The organism is Methylomonas sp. EFPC3, assembly GCF_029643245.1.
Lineage (GTDB): Bacteria > Pseudomonadota > Gammaproteobacteria > Methylococcales > Methylomonadaceae > Methylomonas > Methylomonas koyamae_B.
The window spans coordinates 214939-239448 of record NZ_CP116398.1 but is presented as its reverse complement, the minus strand read 5'-3'; the positions used below and the strand labels follow the sequence as shown (position 1 = coordinate 239448).

General features: G+C 54.4%; 25 protein-coding genes. 6 read left to right on the top strand and 19 right to left on the bottom strand.

The features are described from left to right. Positions 1-5 precede the first annotated feature (5 nt). From PL263_RS01090 to PL263_RS01015, 16 genes are all read right to left on the bottom strand, one after another. The gene (locus PL263_RS01090; protein ID WP_278211293.1) at positions 6-944 is read right to left on the bottom strand and encodes an ATP-grasp domain-containing protein; all 939 of its coding nucleotides are present in this window, start codon (positions 942-944) and stop codon (positions 6-8) included. Then, entirely contained in the window at positions 941-1639 is a 699-nt protein-coding gene (locus PL263_RS01085) for a metallophosphoesterase family protein (protein WP_278211292.1), read from the bottom strand. Before PL263_RS01085 ends, PL263_RS01090 begins: the two co-directional genes overlap by 4 nt. Then, a complete protein-coding gene (locus tag PL263_RS01080; protein WP_278211291.1) occupies positions 1636-2403 on the bottom strand; it encodes an SDR family NAD(P)-dependent oxidoreductase in 768 nt (255 codons plus the stop codon). The genes PL263_RS01085 and PL263_RS01080 overlap by 4 nt, the downstream gene beginning before the upstream one ends. Next, entirely contained in the window at positions 2375-3274 is a 900-nt protein-coding gene (locus tag PL263_RS01075; RefSeq protein ID WP_278211290.1) for a class I SAM-dependent methyltransferase, read from the bottom strand. The genes PL263_RS01080 and PL263_RS01075 overlap by 29 nt, the downstream gene beginning before the upstream one ends. Then, positions 3271-4407: a UDP-2,4-diacetamido-2,4,6-trideoxy-beta-L-altropyranose hydrolase gene (gene pseG, locus PL263_RS01070; RefSeq protein WP_278211289.1), complete on the bottom strand. Its 1137-nt coding sequence runs from the start codon at positions 4405-4407 to the stop codon at positions 3271-3273. The genes PL263_RS01075 and pseG overlap by 4 nt, the downstream gene beginning before the upstream one ends. Further along, on the bottom strand, positions 4371-5660 hold the full coding sequence (locus tag PL263_RS01065) for an aminotransferase class III-fold pyridoxal phosphate-dependent enzyme (RefSeq protein WP_278211288.1): 1290 nt from the start codon (positions 5658-5660) through the stop codon (positions 4371-4373). Before PL263_RS01065 ends, pseG begins: the two co-directional genes overlap by 37 nt. Before the next feature lie 5 nt (positions 5661-5665). Continuing rightward, the gene (locus PL263_RS01060) at positions 5666-6442 is read right to left on the bottom strand and encodes a glycosyltransferase family protein (RefSeq protein ID WP_278211287.1); all 777 of its coding nucleotides are present in this window, start codon (positions 6440-6442) and stop codon (positions 5666-5668) included. Beyond that, entirely contained in the window at positions 6439-7332 is an 894-nt protein-coding gene (locus tag PL263_RS01055) for an aldo/keto reductase (RefSeq protein ID WP_278211286.1), read from the bottom strand. The genes PL263_RS01060 and PL263_RS01055 overlap by 4 nt, the downstream gene beginning before the upstream one ends. Beyond that, positions 7329-8495 carry a UDP-4-amino-4,6-dideoxy-N-acetyl-beta-L-altrosamine transaminase gene (gene pseC / locus PL263_RS01050; RefSeq protein WP_278211285.1) on the bottom strand — a complete coding sequence of 389 codons (1167 nt, stop codon included), beginning with the start codon at positions 8493-8495 and terminating at the stop codon, positions 7329-7331. The genes PL263_RS01055 and pseC overlap by 4 nt, the downstream gene beginning before the upstream one ends. Then, positions 8492-9490: a UDP-N-acetylglucosamine 4,6-dehydratase (inverting) gene (pseB, locus tag PL263_RS01045; protein WP_278211284.1), complete on the bottom strand. Its 999-nt coding sequence runs from the start codon at positions 9488-9490 to the stop codon at positions 8492-8494. The genes pseC and pseB overlap by 4 nt, the downstream gene beginning before the upstream one ends. 43 nt (positions 9491-9533) lie before the next feature. Beyond that, positions 9534-10082: a dTDP-4-dehydrorhamnose 3,5-epimerase gene (gene rfbC, locus PL263_RS01040; RefSeq protein ID WP_278211283.1), complete on the bottom strand. Its 549-nt coding sequence runs from the start codon at positions 10080-10082 to the stop codon at positions 9534-9536. 168 nt (positions 10083-10250) lie between these two features. Continuing rightward, on the bottom strand, positions 10251-11135 hold the full coding sequence (gene rfbA / locus PL263_RS01035) for a glucose-1-phosphate thymidylyltransferase RfbA (protein ID WP_278211282.1): 885 nt from the start codon (positions 11133-11135) through the stop codon (positions 10251-10253). 2 nt (positions 11136-11137) lie between these two features. Beyond that, positions 11138-12034 carry a dTDP-4-dehydrorhamnose reductase gene (rfbD, locus tag PL263_RS01030; protein WP_278211281.1) on the bottom strand — a complete coding sequence of 299 codons (897 nt, stop codon included), beginning with the start codon at positions 12032-12034 and terminating at the stop codon, positions 11138-11140. Continuing rightward, positions 12031-13101, bottom strand: a complete 1071-nt coding sequence (gene rfbB, locus PL263_RS01025) for a dTDP-glucose 4,6-dehydratase (protein ID WP_278211280.1) — start codon at positions 13099-13101, stop codon at positions 12031-12033. The genes rfbD and rfbB overlap by 4 nt, the downstream gene beginning before the upstream one ends. Before the next feature lie 88 nt (positions 13102-13189). Beyond that, the gene (locus PL263_RS01020) at positions 13190-13873 is read right to left on the bottom strand and encodes a HAMP domain-containing sensor histidine kinase (protein WP_278211279.1); all 684 of its coding nucleotides are present in this window, start codon (positions 13871-13873) and stop codon (positions 13190-13192) included. A gap of 2 nt (positions 13874-13875) precedes the next feature. Continuing rightward, positions 13876-15504, bottom strand: coding sequence for a tetratricopeptide repeat-containing response regulator (locus PL263_RS01015; RefSeq protein ID WP_278211278.1), 1629 nt, complete (start codon positions 15502-15504; stop codon positions 13876-13878). Positions 15505-15629: 125 nt separating this feature from the next. Between PL263_RS01015 and htpG the strand changes: the two genes are divergently transcribed. The 5 genes from htpG (at position 15630) to PL263_RS00990 (ending at position 19041) form a co-directional block, all read left to right on the top strand. Continuing rightward, positions 15630-17567, top strand: coding sequence for a molecular chaperone HtpG (htpG, locus tag PL263_RS01010; RefSeq protein WP_278211277.1), 1938 nt, complete (start codon positions 15630-15632; stop codon positions 17565-17567). A 152-nt stretch (positions 17568-17719) separates the two neighbouring features. After that, complete coding sequence (locus tag PL263_RS01005; protein WP_278211276.1) at positions 17720-17983, top strand: BrnT family toxin; 264 nt, start codon at positions 17720-17722, stop codon at positions 17981-17983. After that, complete coding sequence (locus PL263_RS01000) at positions 17973-18212, top strand: CopG family antitoxin (protein WP_278211275.1); 240 nt, start codon at positions 17973-17975, stop codon at positions 18210-18212. The genes PL263_RS01005 and PL263_RS01000 overlap by 11 nt, the downstream gene beginning before the upstream one ends. A 34-nt stretch (positions 18213-18246) precedes the next feature. Beyond that, on the top strand, positions 18247-18621 hold the full coding sequence (locus tag PL263_RS00995) for a hypothetical protein (protein ID WP_278211274.1): 375 nt from the start codon (positions 18247-18249) through the stop codon (positions 18619-18621). A gap of 69 nt (positions 18622-18690) precedes the next feature. Continuing rightward, the gene (locus tag PL263_RS00990; RefSeq protein WP_278211273.1) at positions 18691-19041 is read left to right on the top strand and encodes a hypothetical protein; all 351 of its coding nucleotides are present in this window, start codon (positions 18691-18693) and stop codon (positions 19039-19041) included. A 102-nt stretch (positions 19042-19143) separates the two neighbouring features. Here the strand turns inward: PL263_RS00990 and PL263_RS00985 are convergent, their stop codons facing one another. Together PL263_RS00985 and PL263_RS00980 are read right to left on the bottom strand one after the other, a co-directional pair. Then, positions 19144-19671 carry a GGDEF domain-containing protein gene (locus PL263_RS00985; RefSeq protein WP_278211272.1) on the bottom strand — a complete coding sequence of 176 codons (528 nt, stop codon included), beginning with the start codon at positions 19669-19671 and terminating at the stop codon, positions 19144-19146. Between the two features lie 580 nt (positions 19672-20251). Further along, positions 20252-20911 carry a hypothetical protein gene (locus PL263_RS00980; protein WP_278211271.1) on the bottom strand — a complete coding sequence of 220 codons (660 nt, stop codon included), beginning with the start codon at positions 20909-20911 and terminating at the stop codon, positions 20252-20254. A 417-nt stretch (positions 20912-21328) separates the two neighbouring features. On the opposite strand from PL263_RS00980, the gene PL263_RS00975 reads away from it, so the two are divergent. Further along, positions 21329-22954 carry a PASTA domain-containing protein gene (locus PL263_RS00975; protein WP_278211270.1) on the top strand — a complete coding sequence of 542 codons (1626 nt, stop codon included), beginning with the start codon at positions 21329-21331 and terminating at the stop codon, positions 22952-22954. Positions 22955-23060: 106 nt separating this feature from the next. On the opposite strand, the gene PL263_RS00970 is transcribed toward PL263_RS00975, so the two are convergent. After that, positions 23061-24422, bottom strand: a complete 1362-nt coding sequence (locus PL263_RS00970; RefSeq protein ID WP_278212843.1) for a diguanylate cyclase — start codon at positions 24420-24422, stop codon at positions 23061-23063. Positions 24423-24510 lie beyond the last annotated feature (88 nt).

Genomic DNA, 24510 nt, shown 5'->3' with positions numbered 1-24510 from the left:
CTAAATTAAGACGGAACGACCGCTGCGCCTTGCGTTCTGACCAAAACGGTGCCAACCGACTCCTTTGGTTGAATGATTGGCAGGCCTAGCGCTTCGTTTACCATCCATAACAAATCAGTAAACCCCACTAAATGCCGCATCAAGATAGTTGACGATAGCCGTGGATTGATTTCAAAAATTCTCGGCCCATCCGGGGTCATCCTCAGCTGTATGTTTATCGGTCCCAAAAGATCCAAGGCCTCCGCAATCGTTACGCATTGCTCAGTAACCGCCGAATGTTCGACTATTTCGGCCCATCCGGTAAAACCACCAACCAAACGGCGCCTCATCTGCAGCACTTGCGTAACGCCCGACTTGGAGCGGTATACCGCGCAGGTGATTTCCTGATCCGCATCAGGTAGGTATTCCTGAACCACAGCAGACGGATACCGTGCTCGGAAAAAATGGACCTCTTCAATGGTGTTGCAGATAAACACCGCTTTCGACCCGGCGCTATTGCGTAATTTGAATAGGCAGGGGAATGACAAAGGATTGACATCCGCAGAAGCCGGCAGAGTCCAGGGAACTGCAATCCCCAATGATCTCACAAATTGCGCTGTTTCCAATTTATCACAACAAACCTCGATCGCCTTTTTACCCGCCCAAAGCAATTGGGCGCGTCCGATGGACTCGATGCCATTTCTTGCCAAAACGCTCAGTTCCGCTTCGGACATAGGCAAACAGAAATCGATATTGTATCGTTCTACCAGTTCCTCTAGCCGGCGAATGAAACTATCGGAATTGGCTGGCGGCATAATCTCAAAATGATCGACGAATAGACGACCGCCGTGCCGGCTATCCATATCTACGCCAACCAATCGCCAATCAGGATGCGTTTGCTTGACAATCGACGCGGCAGCCTGGGCGATATCACCACCAATTCCAGTTATCAGTATGTTTGTCATCTCCGAACCAAAACCTCTTGCAGATATTTTTTATTGGGATCGTTGACTCGAGCCTGTTGTATCACTGTTGAAACATCATAAGATTCGGAGTAATGCTCACAGACCATCGTGTCGGTATCGAAAACAGCCCAAGCGGCGCCGGGTATCCGATCTCTAGGCTGACCTACCGACCCCGGGTTGACAATCAAACTACGGCCGATTTTCCGCTGAAATCTGTAGTGCGTATGCCCTAACACAACCAGATCGAAGTTTCCTTCGGCAGCTCTGGTCCAGTGAGGCTCCGGGGCATCCGGATAAAGGTAGCAATCGGTATCCCAGGGCGCACCATGAGCCAACAAAATACGCTGACCGGAAATATCAAGCTCCAGTTTGGCGGGCAGTTTCCGGAGCCATTCCAGTTGACTTGGCGACAGTCGGCATGCAGCGCTAATTAATCCGCTACCATACTTCGAAAGGTACTCATCGCGCCGCTCTGCACTTTCGAGCGACTCAAACAGCATGTGTTCGTGATTGCCCGCCACCGCAAACGTACTCCACTCCGTTAACATATCGAGTACGCGATCGGGGCTGTAATAGTAGCCAACGAAATCGCCGGTTAGACACAAAATCTCGACATTCTTCGCTTTGGCACTTGCCAACACAGCCTCAAGCGCCAACGAGTTGCCGTGTATATCGCCTAAAAGGCCGATTTTCACTTCGGCATCCCGGACAAAATCGACGCTACGATTTCAGCTGCGACTAGGGACGGCGGCTTTAACCGTCCATCCGATTTTAAGGCAATAAAATCTTGAACGGCTGGAAACCGCGCTGGAGGAGATTCACGAATTTGTCGTTGCATTGCGGTATCCAAAACGCCAGGGTCGATATGTCGAACGACCACGGTCTCCGGGTATTCCGACGCAAGAGTGTCAAAAAACATCCGAGCTCCTGCTTTGGCGGAGCAATATGCTGACCAGCCAGGTATCGGCTTATGTGCCGCACCCGACGAAATATTAAGTACTAGCAATTCCGCGCATAACGCTTTTGCAAGCCGGACACAGGTGCTGGCTAAAAGCATCGGTGCCAGCAAATTGACATTCAAGGACTTTTCCATTTCGTCTGCCGCATTTTCGCCGACCAGACCGATTGGATTGATATCTCCCGCATTGCTCAACAAGACGATTTGCCGAAATTCCTTTGTTTCAAGGCACATCTCCAAATTCCGCAGCCATTGCAGATCTGTCGATTTGGCTAAGTCTGCTTCAAGTGCTACCAGGTTTTGAATATCGGCACCGAATTGTTGGGCCAACCTGTCAATACGCCGACCAATTGCTATGGTCGGGATATGATTCGACAACAACGTTCTCAATAACTCGTTTCCCAAGCCGCTAGTGGCTCCGGAAATTACGACAACTGACTTCATTCGTACCCAGCGGCTAATAACGCCCTTTTTACTGAACAGCTTTTGAGCAAATTGCAATCACCTCGCGCCCCAGTCCCAAATCGGCCAAAGCCTGATAAAGCGTATTTGTCTTTTCCGGGGAAATTGCGTGCAACAAATTTTCGATCTCGACGCGAGCCTTATGACATGCCTTTCCGACTGAACGGTCTCTGACGTAATTGGTTAACGGATTCGCCAAGGCCAAATCGATTGGGAAATCGGTCATCAACATTTTGACATCCAACCCAGCCGACTTTACTAGCGAGGCCAAACTATCGGGGCCAAAATATGAAATATGGTCTGGCGAGACCACCCAGAATGGCTGATCGATGTGACCAAACTCCATGAGATGTGCTTGCAGAATCGAGAAATCGTTTGGCACCTCAATCATTAAAACGCCATTTGGCTCAAGTAAGTCACGCAGTTCTACCAGTAACGCCGAAGGTTCCAAAACATGTTCCAATACGTTATCGAGCAGAATTAGATCGAAACGTCGTTGATCTGAAATTAGACCGCGTAAACTTTGGTAAATATCTCCCGCTACCAGATACTCTAAAATCCCCGGATTGTGAGCCGCACAACCAAAATCGCTGTAATCCAAGCCGATACAATCCCAACCAGAATCCGCAAAAAACTTCAGTGCCCAACCTTCCCCGGCACCGACGTCCAGAAACTTTGCGGCTCTATTGACCGGAAATACCAGATGACTTTGAGCAGCGAGAAATTTCTGCGCGATTTTATTATTAAAGTAGGTAATTTCACTTTCAGAATAAGTCACCTCGTAACTACCTGCGGCTGCTTGGTAATACTTTTCCGCATAGTAAGCTTGAAGGTCTGCCTGAGTCGGCTTGTCTACTAATTCGTAATATCCGTGCTTGTTTTGCTTAACCTGCGCTGCCACAATCTTCACTCTATCTCAGTCTGCTTTCGATCCAATATTCGCGCAACATATTGCGCCCCTTTGTAACCATTCATTAAACCAAAACACTTTTCACCCATTTCCAGCAATTGTGTCGGGCATTGCGAAATCTGTGTCAGTGCTTCCGCAATTCTTTCCGGTCCAATTTCATCCGCTTTCCCAAGCAAGCGAATGTAACCGGCCGCCGCCAGCGCCTGCATAGTTTCGCACTGATTGTCGGCAGTCAATACAATCATTGTCGGCAAACCCAATTTAAAACGCTCCCAATTTGCACTCCCCCCTGCACCAATTGCAATATCAGCTGTCGCGCACAAATGGGCCATATCCGAGGTTTGGCAATGAAAATGAATATTCGCGTATTTATCGCAAAGTGCTTCAATCAGCGGGTTGCGCGGGTTGGTTTTACCCACGACGACATCGATCTCCGTCTCAGTCCAACCGAGCAAATCAAAGGCTTGTAGCGCTTTTACGGTTTCACCGGTCGGATCGCTGCCCCCGAAGAAAACCAATATGCGCCGAATTCGGCCATCGCGCGCTCGTGAGAAATTGGCTGCCACCAGAAATTCTGGACGCAACAAAGCATATTCCGGACCAAACAACAAATCGCAAGATTGAGGAACCCAACTGCGATAACGCTGCTCAGGACTGATATAAAAGTTTTGATCAAGCAACAGTTCACAATCGTGCCGCCGGTCCGCCAAATCGTCGATCACCATGATGCGCCCGACCATCGGCCGCAATATTGCCTCCCATTCCGCGTCGATCGCGTAATGGTCGACGATCAGCCAATCGGGATCGCCAAACTGCCGTAAAGCCGCAGCGGTTTGTTGGGCATCCTCGGTTTGCGTTGTTCCCAACCACGCGGCATGGGCAAGCCGGGTATCGGGAGCGGACGTCGATTCCGGCAACCGCAATAACAGATGGCCGGAAGCCTCGATCAGCGAAAACAGATTGCCCGGATGTTCGCGGCTGATGAATGCCACCTCGGCACCGCGCTCGCGCAATGCATCGGCCAGAGTCAGGCAACGCATCACATGGCCGCTGCCCATCTGCACCGAGGCGTCGGCGCGAATCGCGACTTTTAGGCTCATCTGACCTTGAACAGCGGTTCCAGCGCCTGACAACGCAGCATTTTCTCCAAGGAGCGCTCCTTGACCACCGCAACCAGCAGCGGAAGCACCGCATCGTAAGCGGCAAACAATTGATCCAGATCGCTGTCGTGATGGCTATAGCTCATATTGTGAGTGCCGAAGGCCAGAATGCCGCGTTCCAGCATCTCTTGCATGAACAGGGTTTTCAATTGCCAGGACGTGTACGGCTCGGCATCCTTGATCAACAAAAAGCTCCAGGCCGGATGGCCGGAGACGCTAAGAAAATGCTCGGCGCCATGTGCGGCTATCGCTGCATGCAGGCGCTGGATGATTTTTTCGCCTTGCAGCCGCATCGTCGCTACGACCGGTTCGCGCTGCAATTTCTGCATCGTCGCTAATGCGGCCGCCAAGGACAAGGTTTCGCCACCGAAGGTAAACGAGAAGAACACTTCTTCCATCAATTGCATCAAGTCCGCGCGCCCGGCGACGGCAGATACCGGATAACCGTTGGCCAAACCTTTGCCGAAGGTTGCCAAATCCGGCGTCACGCCGAAATATTCCTGCGCACCGCCATTGGCGTAACGAAAGCCGGTAATGGTTTCGTCGAAAACCAACACCGCGCCGTGTTTGTGGGTTAATTCTTTGACATTCTCCAGAAACCCGTCCTGCGGCTCGACCACATTCATCGGTTCCAGAATCACCGCAGCGATCCGGTCCGGCCACTGCTTGAACACACTGTCCAGCGAGGTGATGTCGTTATACGTGAAGGTATGCGTCAAATCGCGGGTGGCTTGTGGCACGCCCCGGTTGCGCAAGGTCGAACCGATATACCAATCCTGCCAGCCATGGTAGCCGCAAACCGCGACATGGTCGCGGCCGGTATGCGCGCGCGCCAAACGAATGGCACCGGCCGTAGCATCGGAACCGTTTTTGCCGAATCTGACTCGTTCCGCACACGGCACCAATTCGCAGATTTTTTCGGCGACCTGCATTTCGATCGGATGGGACAAGCTGAATATCACACCGTCTTCCAACTGCGCCTTGACGGCTTCGGTGACGTCAGGATCGTTGTAACCCAGCGTAACCGCGGCCAGGCTGTTAATGAAATCGACGTACTCGTTGCCGTCGACATCCCAAACGTGGCTGCCGCGCCCGCGCTGGATGAAATACGGCGACACCCCGTACGGGTATTGGGTTTTACTCTTGCTGAAAGTTTGGGAACCGAGCGGAATGGTTTTCAGCGCGCGTTCCAGTAGTGTTTCGGAGTTGCGGTAACGTTCTGACATAAGGGTTATTCACTCGCGGGGTTTGACGGTTGCGGCGCTTCGGCGGCAAGGGATTTAAGATAACCCTCGTTGCGTTGATGCTGCGTATTCCAGTTGGCCAGCTCCGGGCGCTCGGCCAATAAACGCAAGATGTCCGGCGTCGAGAAATCCGGATTGGCCGGGTACAAAGCGGCATAGATCTGCGACACCAATTCGAAATCTCGGGGCTCGTCGACAGTCCAGCGCAGATGCGACAAGTCTTCGCGATTGAAAAAATGGCCAAGATTGAAGCGTTCCGGCTGCTGGTGAATGAACGGCGTGACGTGTTCGCGTTGCGACGGCAGCACGGCCTCGCGCCAAGCCTGCTCCAGGCAGGCAAAGCGGCAGATTTCGACATCCAAGCCGTCCGGGAAGGTCGGCTGTATGGCGTTACTGGCATAGTCGTAACCGCCGGCCAGATAAAATTCGATGACTTGGTCGATCAAACCGGGATCGGCCAACGGGCAATCCGCGGTCAGCCTCACAACATGATCCGGGTGGTAACTCGCTGCCGCTTGATAAAACCGGTCCAGTACGTCGTGCAGATTGCCGCGAAAGCAGTCGACTGCATGTTGTTCGCACAGGCTTGCTATCGCATCGTCCGCCGTCTCGCTGCTGGTAGCGACCAGTAGCCGGTCGATATGACGGACTTTTTGCAGCCGTTCGATTTGCCTGAGCAACATCGGCTCTCCCAACAACGGCATCAACACCTTACCGGGCAAGCGGGACGACGACAGCCGAGCCTGTAATATCGCTAATATCATGATTTTCCTGGTTCCAGCCGCCACAAAGCCGGATTGACTATCGCTTCTGCGCCGATGGCGAACCCGGCAAACTCGCCGCAATCGAGCTCGACGTTGGCGGCGTCGCAGATATCGCGTAGTTGCTGCGCATTGTTCACGCCGCAAATGATTTGGTCGATTTCGGTCAAGCCGGACACGAACCCCACTGCGGCCTGTAGTGGCGTCAATCCGCGGGCGCGAACAAATGAGTGATAGGATTCGAGAACATGCCGCACCGGAGCGAAATACGCCGGAATTTCCGACACATCCATCAGCAACAGGCCCTGCAAAAATACCGAGCGGGCATGCACCTCGACTCCGGCCGATTTTAGTTTTTGCAAATGGCCGCTAACCAGCAAGCGCTGGTCCAAAACACTGATCGGCAGTTGCACCAAATCGATATCAAACCGCTGCAGAATTTGGTCTATCTGCGCCGAGTCGTACACCGAAACCCCAATCTTGGCGACCAAGCCTTGCTGCTTCAAGCCGGTTAACGCCGCCATCAAGCGTTCGCCGCCGGACACGAACAGATCGTCCGCCCGATGAATCAATAAGCCGTATACCGAATCGCAGTTCAGCTTTGTTAACGACTCGTGGAAGACTTGTTGCAATCGTTCGGCATCATCTGCATCCAAAACCGGTTTGGCAAATTGCGGGGTTTTGGTCACGATATCGAACCCGGCCGCCGCCGGCAAACAATTGCCCAAGACCTGTTCGCTATCGCCGTAAAGGCTCGCAGTATCTAGCACCCGAACCTTCAGCTCATCCGCCGCCGCCAGAATAGCGGCGACTTCGGCAGCTGGCGTTTTGCCGTCTTTATTCGAAACGCCGTAATCGACGCCGAATTGTACGGTACCCAAACCGATCTTCATTGCAATTGTCCGCGCAACGCTTCGATGACGCGGTCTTGGTTAGCTTCGGACAAGGTCGCATAGAGCGGCAGACTGATCGCGGCACGGTAATAACGTTCAGCTTCCGGAAAGTCTCCGGGTTGGAAACCCATCCGTCGGTAATACGGCTGCAAGTGCACCGGAATGTAATGCACGTTGACCCCGATACCGGCTGCGCGCAGGCCTTCGAACACACTCAGTCTGCTGTAGGCAGAGACAACTTCCGCAATTCTGATCGGGTACAAATGCAACGCGGAATAATTGTCCGGGTGCTGCCAAGGAATCTCAACCGGCAACGCCGACAACAAACTGTCGTAACGCGCTGCCAAGCACTGCCGGTTTGCCACGAATTCGTCCAACCGCGATAGCTGGCTCAAACCCAGAGCGGCCTGGATATCCGTCATGCGGTAGTTGTAACCGAGCGCAATCTGTTGGTAATACCAAGGGCCGTCGGCCTGGTGCGTCATTTGCGCCGGATCGCGGGTAATGCCGTGGCTGCGCAGCAGGGCCAGCTTATCGGCCAACTCGGCATCGTTGGTCAGCGCCATACCGCCCTCGGCGGTGGTGATGATTTTGACCGGATGGAAACTGAATACGGTGATATCGGCATAGCGGCAATTGCCGATCGGCTGGTTCCGGTATTTTCCGCCGATCGCGTGCGAGGCATCTTCGATGATTTTGAAGCCGTATTTTTCGCTCAAAGCATGGATCGCCGCCATCTCGCAGGATTGCCCGCACAGATGCACCGGGATCACCACTTTGGGTAGCTTCCCGTCCCGTTCGGCCCCCTGCAGTTTCTGTTCCAATGCCGCGACGCTGAGGTTGTATGTACGCGGATCGATATCGACGAAATCGACCTTGGCACCGCAGTACAAGGCGCAATTGGCGCTGGCGACGAAAGTAATCGGGCTGGTCCAGACCACGTCGCCGGGCCCGACGCCCAACGCCAGGCAGGCGATGTGCAGCGCCGACGTCGCACTATTCACGGCAATGGCATGGCGCGCGCCACAATATTCCGAAACCGCGGTTTCGAAAGCCGGAACTGCCGGCCCTTGCGTCAGAAAATCGGACTTTAAGACATCGATGACCGCCTGGATGTCGGCTTCGCTGATATCCTGGCGGCCGTAAGGAATGAATGCGGTCATATTTTGCCGACTTTGTCGCGGTTCTGTTCCAGCCAGGCCTGCAACTCGGCCACGCTCATCCATTCCGTGTTGTTATCCGAACAATAGACAAAATCCGGCGCAACCCGCACCCCCTGGTTGATGCGCTCGGGATCGGAACTCCAGTTGTGAATCGCCGGCAGAATTTTGTAGTAGTCGTCGTACTCGTAGGTATAAGGCGAGTCTTCCAGCCCTATCATTTGCTCGTGCAATTTTTCGCCGGGGCGAATGCCGACGATTTCGTGCTGCGCATCCGGAGCCACCGCACGGGCGATATCGACGATATTCATCGACGGGATTTTCTTGACGTAAATTTCGCCGCCGACCATGTCGTCGAAGGCGCGCCAGACCAGATCGACACCTTGTTCCAACGTGATCATGAAGCGCGTCATCCGGGCATCGGTGATCGGTAACACGCCTTTATGGGCGATGGATTGGAAAAACGGAATCACCGAACCGCGCGAGCCCATCACGTTGCCGTAACGCACCACGGCAAACCGGGTTTCGTTTTTGCCGGAGTACGAATTGCCGGCGACGAACAATTTGTCGGAAGCCAATTTGGTCGCTCCGTACAGATTAGCCGGGCTGCTGGCTTTATCGGTAGACAAAGCGACCACTCGCTTCACGCCCTGATCGATACAGGCGTCGATCAGATTCATCGCGCCGATGATATTGGTCTTGACGCATTCGAATGGGTTGTATTCCGCAGTCGGCACGATTTTGGTCGCCGCGGCGTGTACGACGTATTCGATACCGTTCAACGCGCGGGCCAGACGGTCTTTATCGCGCACGTCGCCGATGAAAAAGCGGACGCGCGGATCGTCGCCGTACAGCTTCGCCATTTCCCACTGTTTCATTTCATCGCGGGAGAAAATCACCAGGCGGCGCGGATTGTATTTGGCCAAAGTCAACGGCACGAAGGTGTGGCCGAAGGAACCGGTACCACCGGTAATCAGTATGGTTTTGTCGTGAAGCATATTAATCAAGAAAGAATTTTATAGCGCCGGCCGTCGAGCGGGTTCAAGCAAACAGTTCAGCCTCGGCTAACGACACGCCGGCTTGGTCTTTTCCGGAGAGAACCGGTTCGCCGGCATACGGCCAATTGACTTGCAGACTCTTGTCGTTCCAGGCAATACAGCGCTCGTGGTGCGGCGCATAGTAATTCGTGGTTTTGTACAGAAATTCCGCCGTATCGGACAGCGTCACGAAACCGTGGGCGAAGCCTTCCGGTATCCACATTTGCCGCTTGTTATCGGCCGACAATATTTCGCCGACCCATTGGCCGAAAGTTGGCGAGCTTTTGCGAATGTCCACCGCGACGTCGAATACTTCGCCCTGTACAACCCGGACCAGCTTGCCTTGGGCCATCGGCGGCATTTGGTAATGCAAGCCGCGTAACACGCCTTTTTGCGATTTCGAGTGGTTATCCTGCACGAAGTTGACGTCGACGCCGGTCAATTCCCTGAACAATTTTTCGTTGAAACTTTCGAAAAAAAAGCCGCGCTCGTCGCCGAACACTTTAGGGGTGAATAATACGACATCGGGAATGGAAAGACGGCTGGCTTGCATGGCTTACCTAAAATCTAAACGAAAGTGACTGCGGCTGAGCGATAGCAATTTAACGCAAGTCGCAAAACGGCTAGCCTCTATGCCACAGGATATATGAACACCAAATTTATTCGGATTTGATGTCAGTTTTGTGGGCGACCAAAAATCGCATGCGACCAGTTCGGCCAATCAAAATACTTGCTTATTCAACAATGTTAACAAATATTGACCGTAACCGTTCTTTGCCAGCGGTTTGGCCAATTTTTCGATCTGCTCGTCGCCGATCCAGCCGCTACGCCAGGCAACTTCCTCCGGGCAGGAAATTTTCAGACCCTGGCGAGACTCGATGGTCTCGATGAAGTTGCTGGCTTCGATCAGACTGGCGTGGGTACCGGTATCCAGCCAAGCATAGCCACGGCCCATGATCTCAACGCTAAGTTGTTGACGCTCAAGATAGATCCGGTTGACGTCGGTAATTTCCAACTCGCCGCGCGGCGAAGGTTGCAAATTGGCGGCGATATCGACCACTTGATTATCGTAAAAATATAAGCCGGTCACGGCGTAATGGCTCTTCGGCTGGGCCGGCTTTTCCTCCAGCGACAAGGCCCTGCCCTCCGCGTCGAAGCTGACCACGCCGTAACGCTCCGGGTCCTGTACGTGGTAGGCGAAAACCGTCGCGCCCGAGCTGCGGTCGTTTGCTGTTCGCAATTGCTGATACAAATCGTGGCCGTAGAAAATATTGTCGCCCAACACCAAGGCGCTGGGATCGGCTCCGACAAAATCGCGACCGATGATGAAGGCCTGCGCCAAGCCGTCGGGGCTGGGTTGTACCGCGTACTGCAAATTCAAGCCCCAATCGCTGCCGTCGCCGAGCAACTGTTGAAACAAGGGCGTATCCTGCGGTGTGGAAATGATCAGAATGTCGCGAATGCCGGCCAGCATCAAGGTGCTGAGCGGATAATAAATCATCGGCTTGTCGTAAATCGGCAGCAATTGCTTGGAAACCGCTTTGGTGACCGGGTACAAGCGGGTACCGGAACCGCCTGCCAGAATAATGCCTTTACGTTGACTCATGGTTACCTTCCATACAACTCGGACAACACGCGCTCGACCCCTGCCTGCCATGGCGGCAAGCGTAAATCGAATGCGGCCTGCAATTTTTCGGTATTCAAGCGCGAATTCAACGGCCGTTTGGCCGGTGTCTGATACGCGCTGGTCGGGATCGCGGTGACCGCCTGCTTCGGCGTATTCAACGCGACGCCGGCCTGGCGGGCGAAATCCAGCGCAAAGTGGGCGTATTCGTACCAAGAAGTCTCGCCGGCCGCCGTCAGATGATAGATCCCGGCGACATCCGGCGAGCGCAATGCGGCGCGGATGGCGTGAGCCGCAACATCGGCCAACAACTCGGCCCCGGTCGGCGCGCCGATCTGGTCGTCGATCACCGACAACTGCTGCCGCTCCTGCGCCAGCCGCAACATGGTCTTGGCAAAATTGTTCCCGCGCGCGGCGTACACCCAACTGGTGCGAAAGATCAAATGCCGGCAGCCGCTGGCTTGAATCGCACGTTCGCCGGCCAATTTAGTCTGGCCGTAGACATTTAGCGGCCCGGTCGCATCATCTTCCCGCCAAGCTTGATTGCCGCTGCCATTAAAAACGTAGTCGGTGGAATAATGCAGCAGCCAAGCGCCGCATTCCGCCGCTGTGTCCGCCATCGCCCGCGGCGCAGCACAATTGATGGTATTGGCCAGCTCGATTTCGGTTTCGGCCTTATCGACCGCCGTGTAAGCGGCGGCGTTGACAATTACATTGGGGCGTAGAGCCCGTATTGTAGCCGCGATGCCTTCCGGATTGCTCAAGTCACCGCAGTGCTGCCGATCCTGGCGATCCAAGGCCAGCAATTCGCCTAGCGGCGCCAGACTGCGCTGCAGTTCCCAGCCGACCTGGCCGTTCTTGCCGAACAGTAAGATCTTCACCCGGCCCGCCCGGCGTAATTTTTATCCAGCCAAGCCTGGTAATCGCCGGACAAGACATTGTTGACCCAGGCCTGGTTATCCAGGTACCACTGCACGGTCTTGCGTATCCCGGTCTCGAAGGTTTCCGCCGGTTTCCAGCCCAATTCCCGCTCCAGTTTGGTCGCATCGATCGCATAGCGGCGGTCGTGGCCGGGTCGGTCTTTGACATAGGTAATTTGCTCGGCATACGACTTGCCGTCGGCACGCGGCTGCAGTTCGTCGAGTATCGCGCACAGCGTATTTACCACATCCAGATTAGCCTTTTCGTTCCAGCCGCCAACGTTGTAGACCTCGCCCAGCTTGCCGGCAGCCAATACGCGCCGAATCGCGCTGCAATGGTCTTTGACGTACAACCAGTCGCGGATTTGCTGGCCGTCGCCGTAAATCGGCAGCGGCTTGCCGGACAAGGCGTTTTGGATGCAGAGCGGGATCAACTTTTCCGGGAAATGGTAAGGGCCGTAATTGTTCGAACAATTGGTAGTCAGCACCGGCAAACCGTAAGTATGGTGGTAAGCGCGAACCAGATGGTCGCTGGCGGCCTTGCTGGCAGAATACGGGCTGTTGGGCTGGTATTGGTTGGTTTCGGCGAACGGTGGATCGGTTTTTTCCAGCGACCCGTAAACTTCGTCGGTGGAGACATGCAGAAAGCGGAACGCCTGTTGCTCGGCAGGTTGCAGATTGTTCCAATATTCCCTAGCCGCTTCCAACAAACGAAAACTACCGACGATATTGGTCTGGATAAAGTCTTCCGGGCCATGTATCGAACGATCGACATGGGACTCGGCGGCGAAATTGACCACGGCGCGCACTTGGTGCTGCTTCAGTAGGCCCAGCACCAAATCGTAATCGCCGATATCGCCGTGCACGAACACGTGGCGGGCATCGGCTTGCAGCGCGGCCAGATTTTGCGGGTTGCCGGCATAGGTCAGCTTATCCAGATTGACGACGGTTTCGTCGCTCTGCGCCAGCCAATCCAGAACGAAATTGCTGCCGATAAAGCCGGCGCCGCCGGTAACTAAAATGCTCATATGCAACCGATATTATTGTTGTGTGTTCCTGGCGGTCTTCATCCCTCTACGCCGCCGCGGCGCTTATTGTAACTTAGTAACGGCCAAATCAAGGCAAAAACAGCCGAAACCGGGCTCCGCCCAGCCGGCTGGCATTGTCGATCTTGACGTAACCGCAGCGGCCGGCGTTTTTGTGCAACCCGGCGATCACCGACACGAAATAGAGGCCCAGACCGGTATTGCCGTTGACCCAATCCAGCTCGGCGGCGTTGGTCAAATCGGCCTGCAGAAAATGCGGCGGATAACCGGCGCCGTCGTCCTCGATCGCGATCTGCAAATAGTCGCCGTCCTGCTCGGCCGACACCAACACCGTGTGCCGAGTATAGCGTAAGGCGTTATTCAACACCGCCGCCAAGGCATTGGCGATATTGTCGAAATCGCAATAGGCTTGCAACTCGTCGGTGCAATCCAGCCGCAGCTCGACCTCGTGCAAGGTAGACAGCCGCGCTTGCTGATCCACCGCTTCCTGCAGCAAATCGAGCACCGCACATTGGTCGATGTCCAAACTGAATTTGTGAGCCCCAACCTTATATAACACGAGCAGTTGCATCAGACTATGGTTAATCCGCACCGCCTCGAATTCCAGCAGTCCCAAATCGCCGGCTTCGGTTTGGCGTTTGGCGGAGAACTGGCGGATCAACTCCAGCAAGGTGCCCAACGAATTTTTGATGTCGTGCACCGTAAATGCCAACAGCGTCGGAAACAGCGCATCGCGCTCCAAGCGGCCGGACACAGTTAGACCTTGGCAACGGCGGCGCGCTGCAATTTGCCGAATTCCAGCTGCAACACCCCCAGTTTGTGCTGCTCCACACCCAGTAACTTGGCTTTCTTGAGCAGCGTTTTGGCGCGACGCTCCTTATCTTCGTCGAACGGATTTACTTTCAAGTCGTGAATAATAATTTTCAGCATGTTTAAGATGATGGTCTTGTTTTCCGGCATCGCCGAAAATGCCTGCTCGAACAAATCCAGCGCTTCATTGAATTTACCCTGCTTGTATAGCGCCACACCTTTATTGTTGGTGGCAACCAAAACTTGTTTGGTTTTTTGAATCAGGACTTCCGAGTGGTTATGCATGCCGATCCCGCTTTGCATGGCGCGCAGATTGTTCAGAAATGGCTCGTCGTCGATATGGTTATGAATCAATCCGTGCAGGATGGCCTCGGCTTTGCCGATCTGCTCGTTCAAAAAGCACGAACGCGCCACCTCCAACTGCAACTCGCGCGGCGCTTTGCTACCCAAGCGAGCGCAAAGTTCCAAAGCTTTCTCCAAAGCCTGCTGCGCCGCGTCCTCGTCGCCCTGCGCCCGGAACAGATCGGCCTCCAAGGTCGCCGCCCGTAGTTCGGCCTCCGGCAGGTTGCCGTATTCCTGGCGCATTTCATTCAGTGTCTTTAAAGCCTCCTCGCCGGCATTGGTCTTGGCGTATAACTTGGCCAGACCGGCGTAGTCGCTACAGGAGCCGTGAACCGAATGCTTGCCCAGTTTGACTGCCGCCTTATAAGCTTTTTCGGCCGCTTCCAGATTGCCGTTTTTATCGGCCGTCTCGGCAAACTTCTTCTGCCGCAGGATCGATTGCGGCGACAATTCCAAAGCCTGCGCCAACACCTGTTCAACCTCCTGATGCCGTTCCAGCGCTTCGTAGGCTCGGGTCAGCCAGTCGTAACCCTCCATCAGCATCGGGTTGTCCGCCACCAGGCTCTGCAGGCCGGCGATGGCTTGCTCGATATCGTTGGTTTGAAAGTCGATCACAGCCAAGCCCAGACGTGCCCAGGGCAGCTCGCGATGCTGCAATACTTCACCGTAAATCTGCCGCGCGGTTTCGAAATCGCCGGCAGAGGTTGCCAACTCGGCGCGCATTTTCAGCAGATGCAGGCGCATCGTCCCGTCGCCACTTTCCAGTAAGGTGTCGCAGTGCCGGATCGCCTGCGCCAAATCGCCTTTCGCCATCGCCTTTTCGATCGCAGCCAAATACTCGCGGCGCGCAAAGTGCCGCTGCAAGCGGCTGATCAATTGCTGGGCATTGAACGGCTTGGTCAGGTATTCGTCCGGCTTGCTGTCCATTGCGCCCAGCACGGCGCCGGTGGATTGTTCGGAACTGATTAAAATGAAAATGCTGCGGTAATCGATCAATTTGCGATGCCGCGCTTCCTCCAACACTTGCTGGCCGTTCTTGCCCGGCCCCAGGTTGTAGTCGCACAACACGATCTCGAACGTGGTTTTCGCCATGGCGTTGACGGCGGCGACACCGCTGTCGGCCTCGACAATCGCATCGGCATTCAAGCCGTACAACATGTCGCGTATCGACTTACGAATCACAGGCTTGTCTTCGACAAGCAAAATCGGTTTGCCGGCTAAACTCAATTTCATAAGCGAGATTCAACTAACGAGACCATAAAACCCGCTTGCCCCGACTGCCGCGACCGCGGCCTTGAAAAATTTAACGGTCATCCCCAACTTGCCCAAGTCCACTTTACAACCAAAAGAGTATAGACATGACTGTTGAGGCAAACAAACAAACCCTAGGTTTTCAAACCGAAGTCAAACATTTGCTGCACTTGATGATTCACTCCTTGTACAGCAACAAGGAAATCTTTTTGCGCGAGCTGATCTCCAACGGTTCCGACGCCGCCGACAAACTGCGCTTCGAAGCCTTGGCCAACGACAGCTTGTACGAAGGCGACAGCGAGCTGAAAATCCGTGTTGATTTCGACGAAGCCAAAAAGACCATCACCATCACCGATAACGGCATCGGCATGAGCCGCGAGGAAGTGCAGGACCACATCGGCACTATTGCCAAATCAGGCACCAAACAATTCTTCGAACGTCTGACCGGCGACCAAGCCAAGGACAGCGAATTGATCGGTCAGTTTGGCGTCGGCTTTTACTCGGCCTTCATCGTCGCCGATAAAGTGACATTGACCACCCGCAAGGCCGGGGCGCCGGTTAGCGAAGGCGTGCGCTGGGAGTCCGACGGCCTGGGCGAATACAGCATCGAATCGGTCGATAAAGCCAGCCGCGGCACCGAAATCGTACTGCATCTGAAAGAAGGCGAAGATGAGTTCTTGAGCGCCTGGAAACTACGTTCCATCATCAAAAAATACTCGGACCACATTTCCCTGCCCATCATCATGAGCCAGGAAATCCCGGCCGAGAAAGACGATGACGGCAACGAAACCGCACCGGCCCGCATCGAAGACGAAACCGTCAACAGCGCGTCGGCGTTGTGGACCAAATCCAAGGACGACATCACCGAAGAACAGTACAACGAGTTCTACAAACATGTCGGCCACGACTTCCAGGACCCGCTGGCCCACGTCCACAGCAAGGTGGAAGGCACCAACGAATACACCTTGTTACTGTACGTACCAGGCCGCGCCCCCTTCGATTTGTGGGATCGCGACGCCAAACACGGCGTCAAGCTGTACATCAAAAAAGTCTTCATCACCGACGACGCCGAACAACTGATGCCGCGCTACCTGCGCTTCATCCGCGGCGTGATCGATACCGATAGCCTGCCATTGAACGTATCGCGCGAGATCCTGCAACAAAGCAAACAGATCAGCACCATCAAGGGCGGCGCCGTGAAAAAGGTATTGGGCCTGCTGGAAGATCTGGCCGAGAACGACGCCGAGAAATACCAAAAATTCTGGGAGCAATTCGGTAACGTCATTAAGGAAGGCCCGATCGAAGACCACAAAAACAAGGACCGCGTCGCCGGCCTGCTGCGTTTTTCTTCGACCCACACCGACGACAAGACCCAGAACGTGTCGCTGGCCGACTACGTCAGCCGGATGAAGGAAGGCCAGGAAAAAATCTACTTCATCACCGCCGACAGCTTCGCCGCCGCCAAAAGCAGCCCGCATTTGGAAGTGTTCCGCAAGAAAGGCATCGAAGTGTTATTGCTCACCGATCGTATCGACGAATGGCTGGTGTCCAGCTTGACCGAGTTCGAAGGCAAGCACATGCAATCGATTGCCAAAGGCGAACTGGACCTGGACAAGTTCGACACCGAAGAAGAGAAAAAACACCAAGAAGAAGTCAGCAAGGACTTCGAATCGGTGGTCAAGCAACTCAAGGACGTGCTCAGCGACAAAGTCAGCGAAGTCAAAATCAGCCACCGTCTGACCGACTCCCCGGCCTGTTTGGTGACCGGCGCTTACGACATGAGCCTGCACATGGAAAGGCTCATGAAGGAAGCCGGCCACGCCGGCGGCATGTTCGGCATGGGCGGCAACAGCAAACCGATCTTCGAAATCAACCCGGACCACGCCATCGTCCAGGCCCTGAAAAACGAGCAAGACGACGCGCGCTTTGCCGACATCAGCCATATTTTGTTCGACCAAGCCATCCTCAGCGAAGGCGGCCAGTTGGACGATCCGGCAGCGTTTGTGCATAAGTTGAATGGGTTGTTGCAAAACCTATTGAAGTAGGTTGGGTTTACCCCAAGGGCATAAAAGGCACTAGCCGTAACCCAACTCGTTGGCTTTCGATAGGGTTGGGCTTTTGAGCTAACCAGCAAGTAGTCACTTAAAAAGGCCGGGAAACCGGCCTTTTTACGTTTTAATGGTATAGTTTTTATATCATGTTTAAATTTGAATTCGACGAAGCTAAAAGCCGAAGCAATTTGGAAAAGCATGGTATCGATTTCATTGACGCCCAAGTGTTATGGAACGATTCCCGGCTGCTACAAATTCCGGCAAAAACGGAGGACGAGCCGCGCTTCTTAGTAATCGGCGTCATCAAGCGCAAACATTGGTCCGCAGTAATCACATATCGCGGCAACCGTATCCGCATCATTTCTGTTCGTCGTTCACGTGCCGAAGAGGTAAAATTGTATGAAAGCTGAAGAGTTCGAGAAACAATTCGACGACGACATCGACATCAGCGATTCGCTGGATTTGTCGCAAGCTCAACGCATTATGCAAACCCAAAAGCGGGTCAACGTCGATTTCCCAGCCTGGATGATCGATTCGTTAGACCGCGAAGCGGGAAGACTCGGCGTTACCCGGCAATCCGTTATCAAAATGTGGCTGGCCGAGCGGCTGGAAAAATCGTCTCTTTCAACTAACTCGTAAAGTCGGCTCCGGTTAGCGAAGCGTAATCGGAGGAATGCAAATACCCAGACAAATTCGAATATCACGTATTGTTTCCGCTATCGCGAAGCCTATTTCAATGACGGTTCTCGGACCGACAGCCGAGACACTTTCGCTACAAAACGAGCCACATCCCGACCGGCTCCCCTGCGGGTATTTTCTCGCCACTCTCTCCGGTGCCGGGCGCGGCAGCAGGGAAGAAAATCCGCACCAGTCCTCCCCCAAGACCACAATCGCGCTGTGGAACGGAGGCAATGCAAAAATATTTTGGTATCGAATCGATGTTTTATTACAATCTTGCCGAATCCGTTGCGACATTTCTCCCCCCAAGGGAATGTCGGCGGATTTTCCGCTGATGGCGGGCTTTGCGCCTGCCATCACGGTCGAGTAAACTGCGGCGGCTGGCCGGAGCTGCCGGCGATGGAAACGATGCAGTATCACTGTTTAAAGAGGCACTGGCATGATTAGGCAACATCTGGATTTAATAGCCGTAGCCGGCGTCGGAGCCGGTTTGGCAATGTACGATTTGACCATCGATCTGGTTTTCAGCGTCGCCCACTTCCTGTTCGAAATGCTGCATCTGGCATTCGAATGGTTCGAACTTGGCATCGAACATGCCGTGGAGCATACCTTTCACACCACCCGCCACGGCAGCCAGATCATCACTTTTTACATCTTGTTGGCACTTGGCGGTTCTGCGCTTTACGCGCTGTGGAAAGCATTACCGCTAATACGGCGCCGGCTGCAGCAGGCACTGATGAATGCCTGGGTGCGGCGGAAAACCGAGGCGAGCTTTATTGGCAATCGCTGACTTTGCAAAACAAACTCGGCTTGCTGTCCACGTTGCTGGGTGCGGTTTACCTGAGTACGTTTTTCGTGATGTGACGGCTTCCGGGCGGCCGCTTCAGGTCAATTAAGCTGCGTCGGCATCGGCGACGACGCAATTGCGACCGTTGCGCTTGGCGCGATACAAGGCCTGATCGACCCGCTCGAAGAACGCCTGCTCGGTTTCCGTCATCGTAAACTCGCCGGCGCCGATACTGACGGTCGTCCGAATTTGGCGCGGGAAAACCAGATTGGCGATCGTCTGGCGGACTCGTTCCGCAAATTCGACGGCATTATCGACCGGCGTATGCGGCAACAAAATCGCAAATTCTTCGCCGCCCCAGCAAGTAGCCTCGATGCAATCGAGGATTCGAAGGCCAACGTCTTTCCATTTTCCGATGATGCCCTTCTGGTTTGAATCCGACGCCCCCGATTCCGCTGACGCTCCATCGAGGCTACACTTGGCTTGTCTCAAATTGATTGTGGAAGTGTCATGGTGGCATATCGGCGTAATTCCTGACTGGGGGGAACGTACTTTTTCACGGTGACGCTGCGCGACCGCCGGGCACGCTTTCTGGTTGATTATGTCGATGAATTGCGCGCTGCTTTTGCGCAATCGCGCGCCCGCAAAGCGTTTTTAATTGAGGCGATGGTAGTTTTGCCCGACCAATTACATACCATCTGGCGTTTGCCGGATCACGACACCGATTAGCCTGGACGCTGAAAATCGATTACATCCCTATTTACCCAATCGCTGGACGGCCTGTATGTTGGTAAACGCCGCGACGGCAGCGCCTCCATTTGGCGACGGCGTTGCGAGCATACCATTCGTGACGAACAGGATTGGCAACATCATATCGATTACATTCACTTCAATCCGATGAAACACGCTTGGGTACAACGGATTCGGGATTTGCCGTTTTCATCATTTCACCGTCATGTTCGGAGTGGAATATTGCCCTTATTGATTGGGCTGGCGACGGCATTCGGAAATGGAGCCTAAAAGCCACAGAATAAACTAGATAGCCGACGTTGCGTCCCGATAAGAAGCGGTGACGGCGACAGATTTTGCAATTAAGCACATCAAAAAGTGCTTTGCGATATTTCAAGACTCCGCGTATGTGCCATTTGCGTTTTGAGCCTGACGTAAGGCCGGGATCGCTGACAGAATAAGCTGACATAAATTATCTATCCCGCTACCTATTGCCTCGTAGCCTGACACTAACCAAACCGAAAATGACAAAACCGAACAAAAATCCGCTCGCAGGCACCGGCACCGAGGCTAATTCACGTGTCCAGTTACCCGGATTACCGGTTACCGAACCGGTAAAACTGTACATTAGTTCTCCTGCATCCAAAGAACTTACGCCATTGCTAACAGAGCTTATCGACACGCCGCCAAGTAGTCCTGGCCGGCCGTATTCATGTCTGTTTAGGGCCGCATTCCAATTGCCAGTGAGATGCCCATCGGCGTCGGTATCAAATTCTATCCGCGCACTTCTTTCGTAATATGTCGAAAAATGCGGATCGACCCCGTTATTATTTGGGGTTGTGTAAAATTCCGTGGTATCGATTTTATAGTACTTTCCCAGCCCAAAGATGAAGGTAAACGGGATCCGCCCGCTGGTATAGTCGTCAACATCAAGAATAGCCCGACCCGATTTGGGCAACAAGGTTTCTTCAACGACGAAGCTGATGTTCACGCCGATATCTCCAACCCCCAGTGGGAATACGTCGGTAAAGGTGTTGCCGGTATAGGTATACCGAACCAACGCCGCTGTCGCGGGTAAGCTGCTCAAGACGAAAAACGATAATAATGCAACTATCAACGCCAAATATCGAACGAAGGTATTCATGAGATTTACCCGCATGACTGGTTGTTGGAAGACGAACACTATTGATAATACTCTCACAAACTCTAGCGTTCAAGCCAATCCGCCAGACAGCATAAATCTAGCTCATCGCTTTTATCCCAAGACTCAGATACGGGGCCAGCCCGCGTAGCGCAGCATCAAAGGGGGGCGACCGGGTTCCGACGGGACATTCGTTGTCAATTCCCCCGACCCAAGCGAAGATTACGCCGCGTCGTCAAACTACCTCAGCCCTTTGTAGGCGGTAGAGCCAACCGCACCGAGCCAGGTTTCATTTCTATTCGTTGTTATGCGTCCAAATTTCGACATGTGGTAGTTTCGCACCAGGCTCCGTAGGCAAACTTCACTCGTTTTACGAGGTAAACACGCGATCATCCTAACTTTATTTAGGAGATCATCCACATGATTCCAACCAACCGAACTTACCTACACACTATTAGTTTCGTCCTGCCGTTAATGTCGTCGGTGCTTGCAGCCGCCACGGCGGCGGCCGAGACTTCGTCGAGTTTCATCGAAATTCCGCTGGCGGCGGATATTCGATTCGATGCCACTAAGCTCCCGCGCCCCGGCACCGAGTTCCATTACGGCGAATACGAAATTCTGGCTCATGATTTTATTCTGGAAGCCGGCGAGAAACGCCGGGTCACCGGGCGGACGCAGATCAGCTTGGGTACCGCGAGCCCCAGCGAATATGGCGTAATTCCGTACCGCTGGGCGGAAGTCAACCACACAGTGCGGTGCTCCTATTACGACGCAGCGGCCGGTACCTGGAGCCAATACAGCGATCAGATCAGCGCCGGCACCAACCAGAGCGGCCTGCCCGATCAGCGTCTTACCTTCTCCAATAGCTTGCTGCTGGAAGCGGCCAACGACAAACCCGGCTTGTATCGCTGCGCGTTACTCGATTACGCGAGCCATAGCCGAACCGACGACTTCTACGCAACGGCATACGCGCAAGATACGTTTCTGGAAATCAGTGCCGCCCACGAAGAAGGCGCCACCCAGTTTACCCACAAAACCTGCAATTCCCAAGGCAACTCCGACTGCGAATATTTGGCCAACTACACCGTCGTGGAAGGCGAAGATCCTCCGGCCGGCCGATTCAGCGCAAATCAACCGTCGGGCGATCCACGAGAGATTTTGATTACTTCGGACAAACCCAAAAAGCCGGAAAACGAACCCAACCCCGACTGGATCTGGTCAGCTTCCGACGATGCAACGGCTCTGGAAGTGATGGGCACGTATCAAATCACTTCCTGCCCGTATAAAACCCGCTCCTGTAGCGCGTGGTACTGGGGACCGCGTTCGAGCTGGGGCGATTGGTCCGGCGAAGACCACGCGAATATTGTCACCCGTTTGCATTTGGATCAATTAAATCCGGATGGCAGCGTATGCCAAGCCAATCAGACTCAGCCCGCCTACTACGATATTTCCAACGACATTCACCATCAGCCGGTTAATTATCGGTTGGCAGCGCCCGTTTCGCCGACCTGCCAGGGCTCGCGAAATTTCCGGCTTGCCGTGGAGGTGCGTTGGGAATCCGGCAACCCAGTCAAAATTGACGGTGGAACGATCACCGTAATCAACTTGCAACGCAACGACACGACGACAGTACCCAATGTTTTGGGAGTTGGACAGGAACAGGCGAACACCGCTCTGCAGGCCGCCGGCCTGATTCCGGAATACATCGGGATCATCGACCCCTCTGCACCCGGCACGGTACTGAGCCGAAACGCACCGGCGGCCACCGTAGAACCGGTCGGATCGAAAGTGTCTCTGACCGTATCGCTTGGCAGTGCCACGATACCCGACGTCGTCGGCTCTTTGGAAAGCGCGGCAATCCGTAGTTTACTCGCGGCGAAAGTGACTGTCGGCAGCATCTATCGGCCGAATTCGTGCGTCGATCCCGGCTTCGTACAAAGCCAGTCCGTCGACCCCGGATCGATGGTGGCGATCAACACGCCGGTGTCGCTGACCGTGCCGACATGCAAACGTCGCGGCGGCGGTAACACGCCCTTACCTCAGTAGCTCCGGCCCGTATTCGCCACTGTCCGCAAGCCAACCGCACCCATCTCGTTCGGACTTCCGATAGCGAGACTGTTGCGGTAGTGGGCTAAGTCGTCGCCCGGCCGCTTCAGGTCAATTCGGCGGCGTCGGCATCGGCATCGGCAACGACGCAATTGCGACCGTTGCGCTTGGCGCGATACAAGGCCTGATCGACCCGCTCGAAGAACGCCTGCTCGGTTTCCGTCATCGTAAACTCGCCGGCGCCGATACTGACGGTCGTCCGAATTTGGCGCGGGAAGACCAGATTGGCAATCGTCTGGCGGACTCGTTCCGCAAATTCGACGGCATTATCGACCGGCGTATGCGGCAACAAAATCGCAAATTCTTCGCCGCCCCAGCGCGTTACGTCGTCAACGGCCCGGACCAGGCCGCGCAGAGCGGATGCCAGCACTTTCAAGACTTCGTCGCCCACCATGTGGCCGTGGCTGTCGTTGACGTTTTTGAAATGGTCGATGTCGATCAGCAACAACGAAAACGGCGTCGACCGGTAACGCCGCATGCGCTGAATTTCTTCTTCCAGCCGTTTCTGCAGCATGCGCCGGTTACCGATACCGGTCAACGGATCGCTAAGCGCCGTTTTTTCCAATCCCGTTGCTTTCGATTCCAGAAAACTGACCAATTCCTTCAGTTCGCTGGCATGGTGTTTGACCAAATCGATCCAGGTGCCGTAGGCAAATCCGACCAGCTCGCTTTGAGTGACGACGCCGACCAAACGCCGGTTTTCGTCCACGACGACCGAGCGTTTGATCTTTAAGGTCTTCAATTGCATCAAGGCGTCGTGGATGGTTGCCCCGGTGTCGGTGGTTGCGACCGGGCTGGTCATGTATTCCGTCAACGGCAAATCGGTAGCGCTGCCAGACGACAAAATCCGGAAAATGTCTTTGGTGGTGATGATGCCGACCGGGATCCCGGCGTCGATCACGATAATCGAATCTTCCAGTTTCCGCAGGTGACTCAGTACGTCTTCCAGGATCCAGTCCGGCGAAAACGTGACCGGCTCGGTGCGGGAAATCAGTTCGCCTATGGTTTTCTTTTGCACCAATACCGTCGGATCGACCGCCGAGAGGATATCGGTATAGGTCAAGATGCCTACCAGCTCGCCGCCGGCCCCTACCGCCCCCAGATAACGGTCGCCGCTATTTTCCAGCACCTCCAGCCCCACCAATATATGTTCGCTCTCGTCCAGACAGGCGATTTTGCGAATCGGCAGCTCGCCGAGGGTCACGCCGCTCCGGCCGCCTGAATGGACGTGTTGCAACAGATTTTCGACCGAAAACACGTAGTGGCCGTCCGCCTGCTCGATGACGACGCTGCTGACATTGTTCCGGCTCAGCAACTCGGAGACCTCGCGCACACTCATATCGAGCGAGGCTCGCAAGATTTGGCGCTGGGCAATAGCGCCGATAGTAGGAAACAGAGTCAATTCCATCAAAGGGTAATTCGGTTAGCAGTTGAAGTTAAACCGGTATCGCAAAAAGGATTGGCCGGACGTTTATCGGCCGGGACTCAGGCCGCCC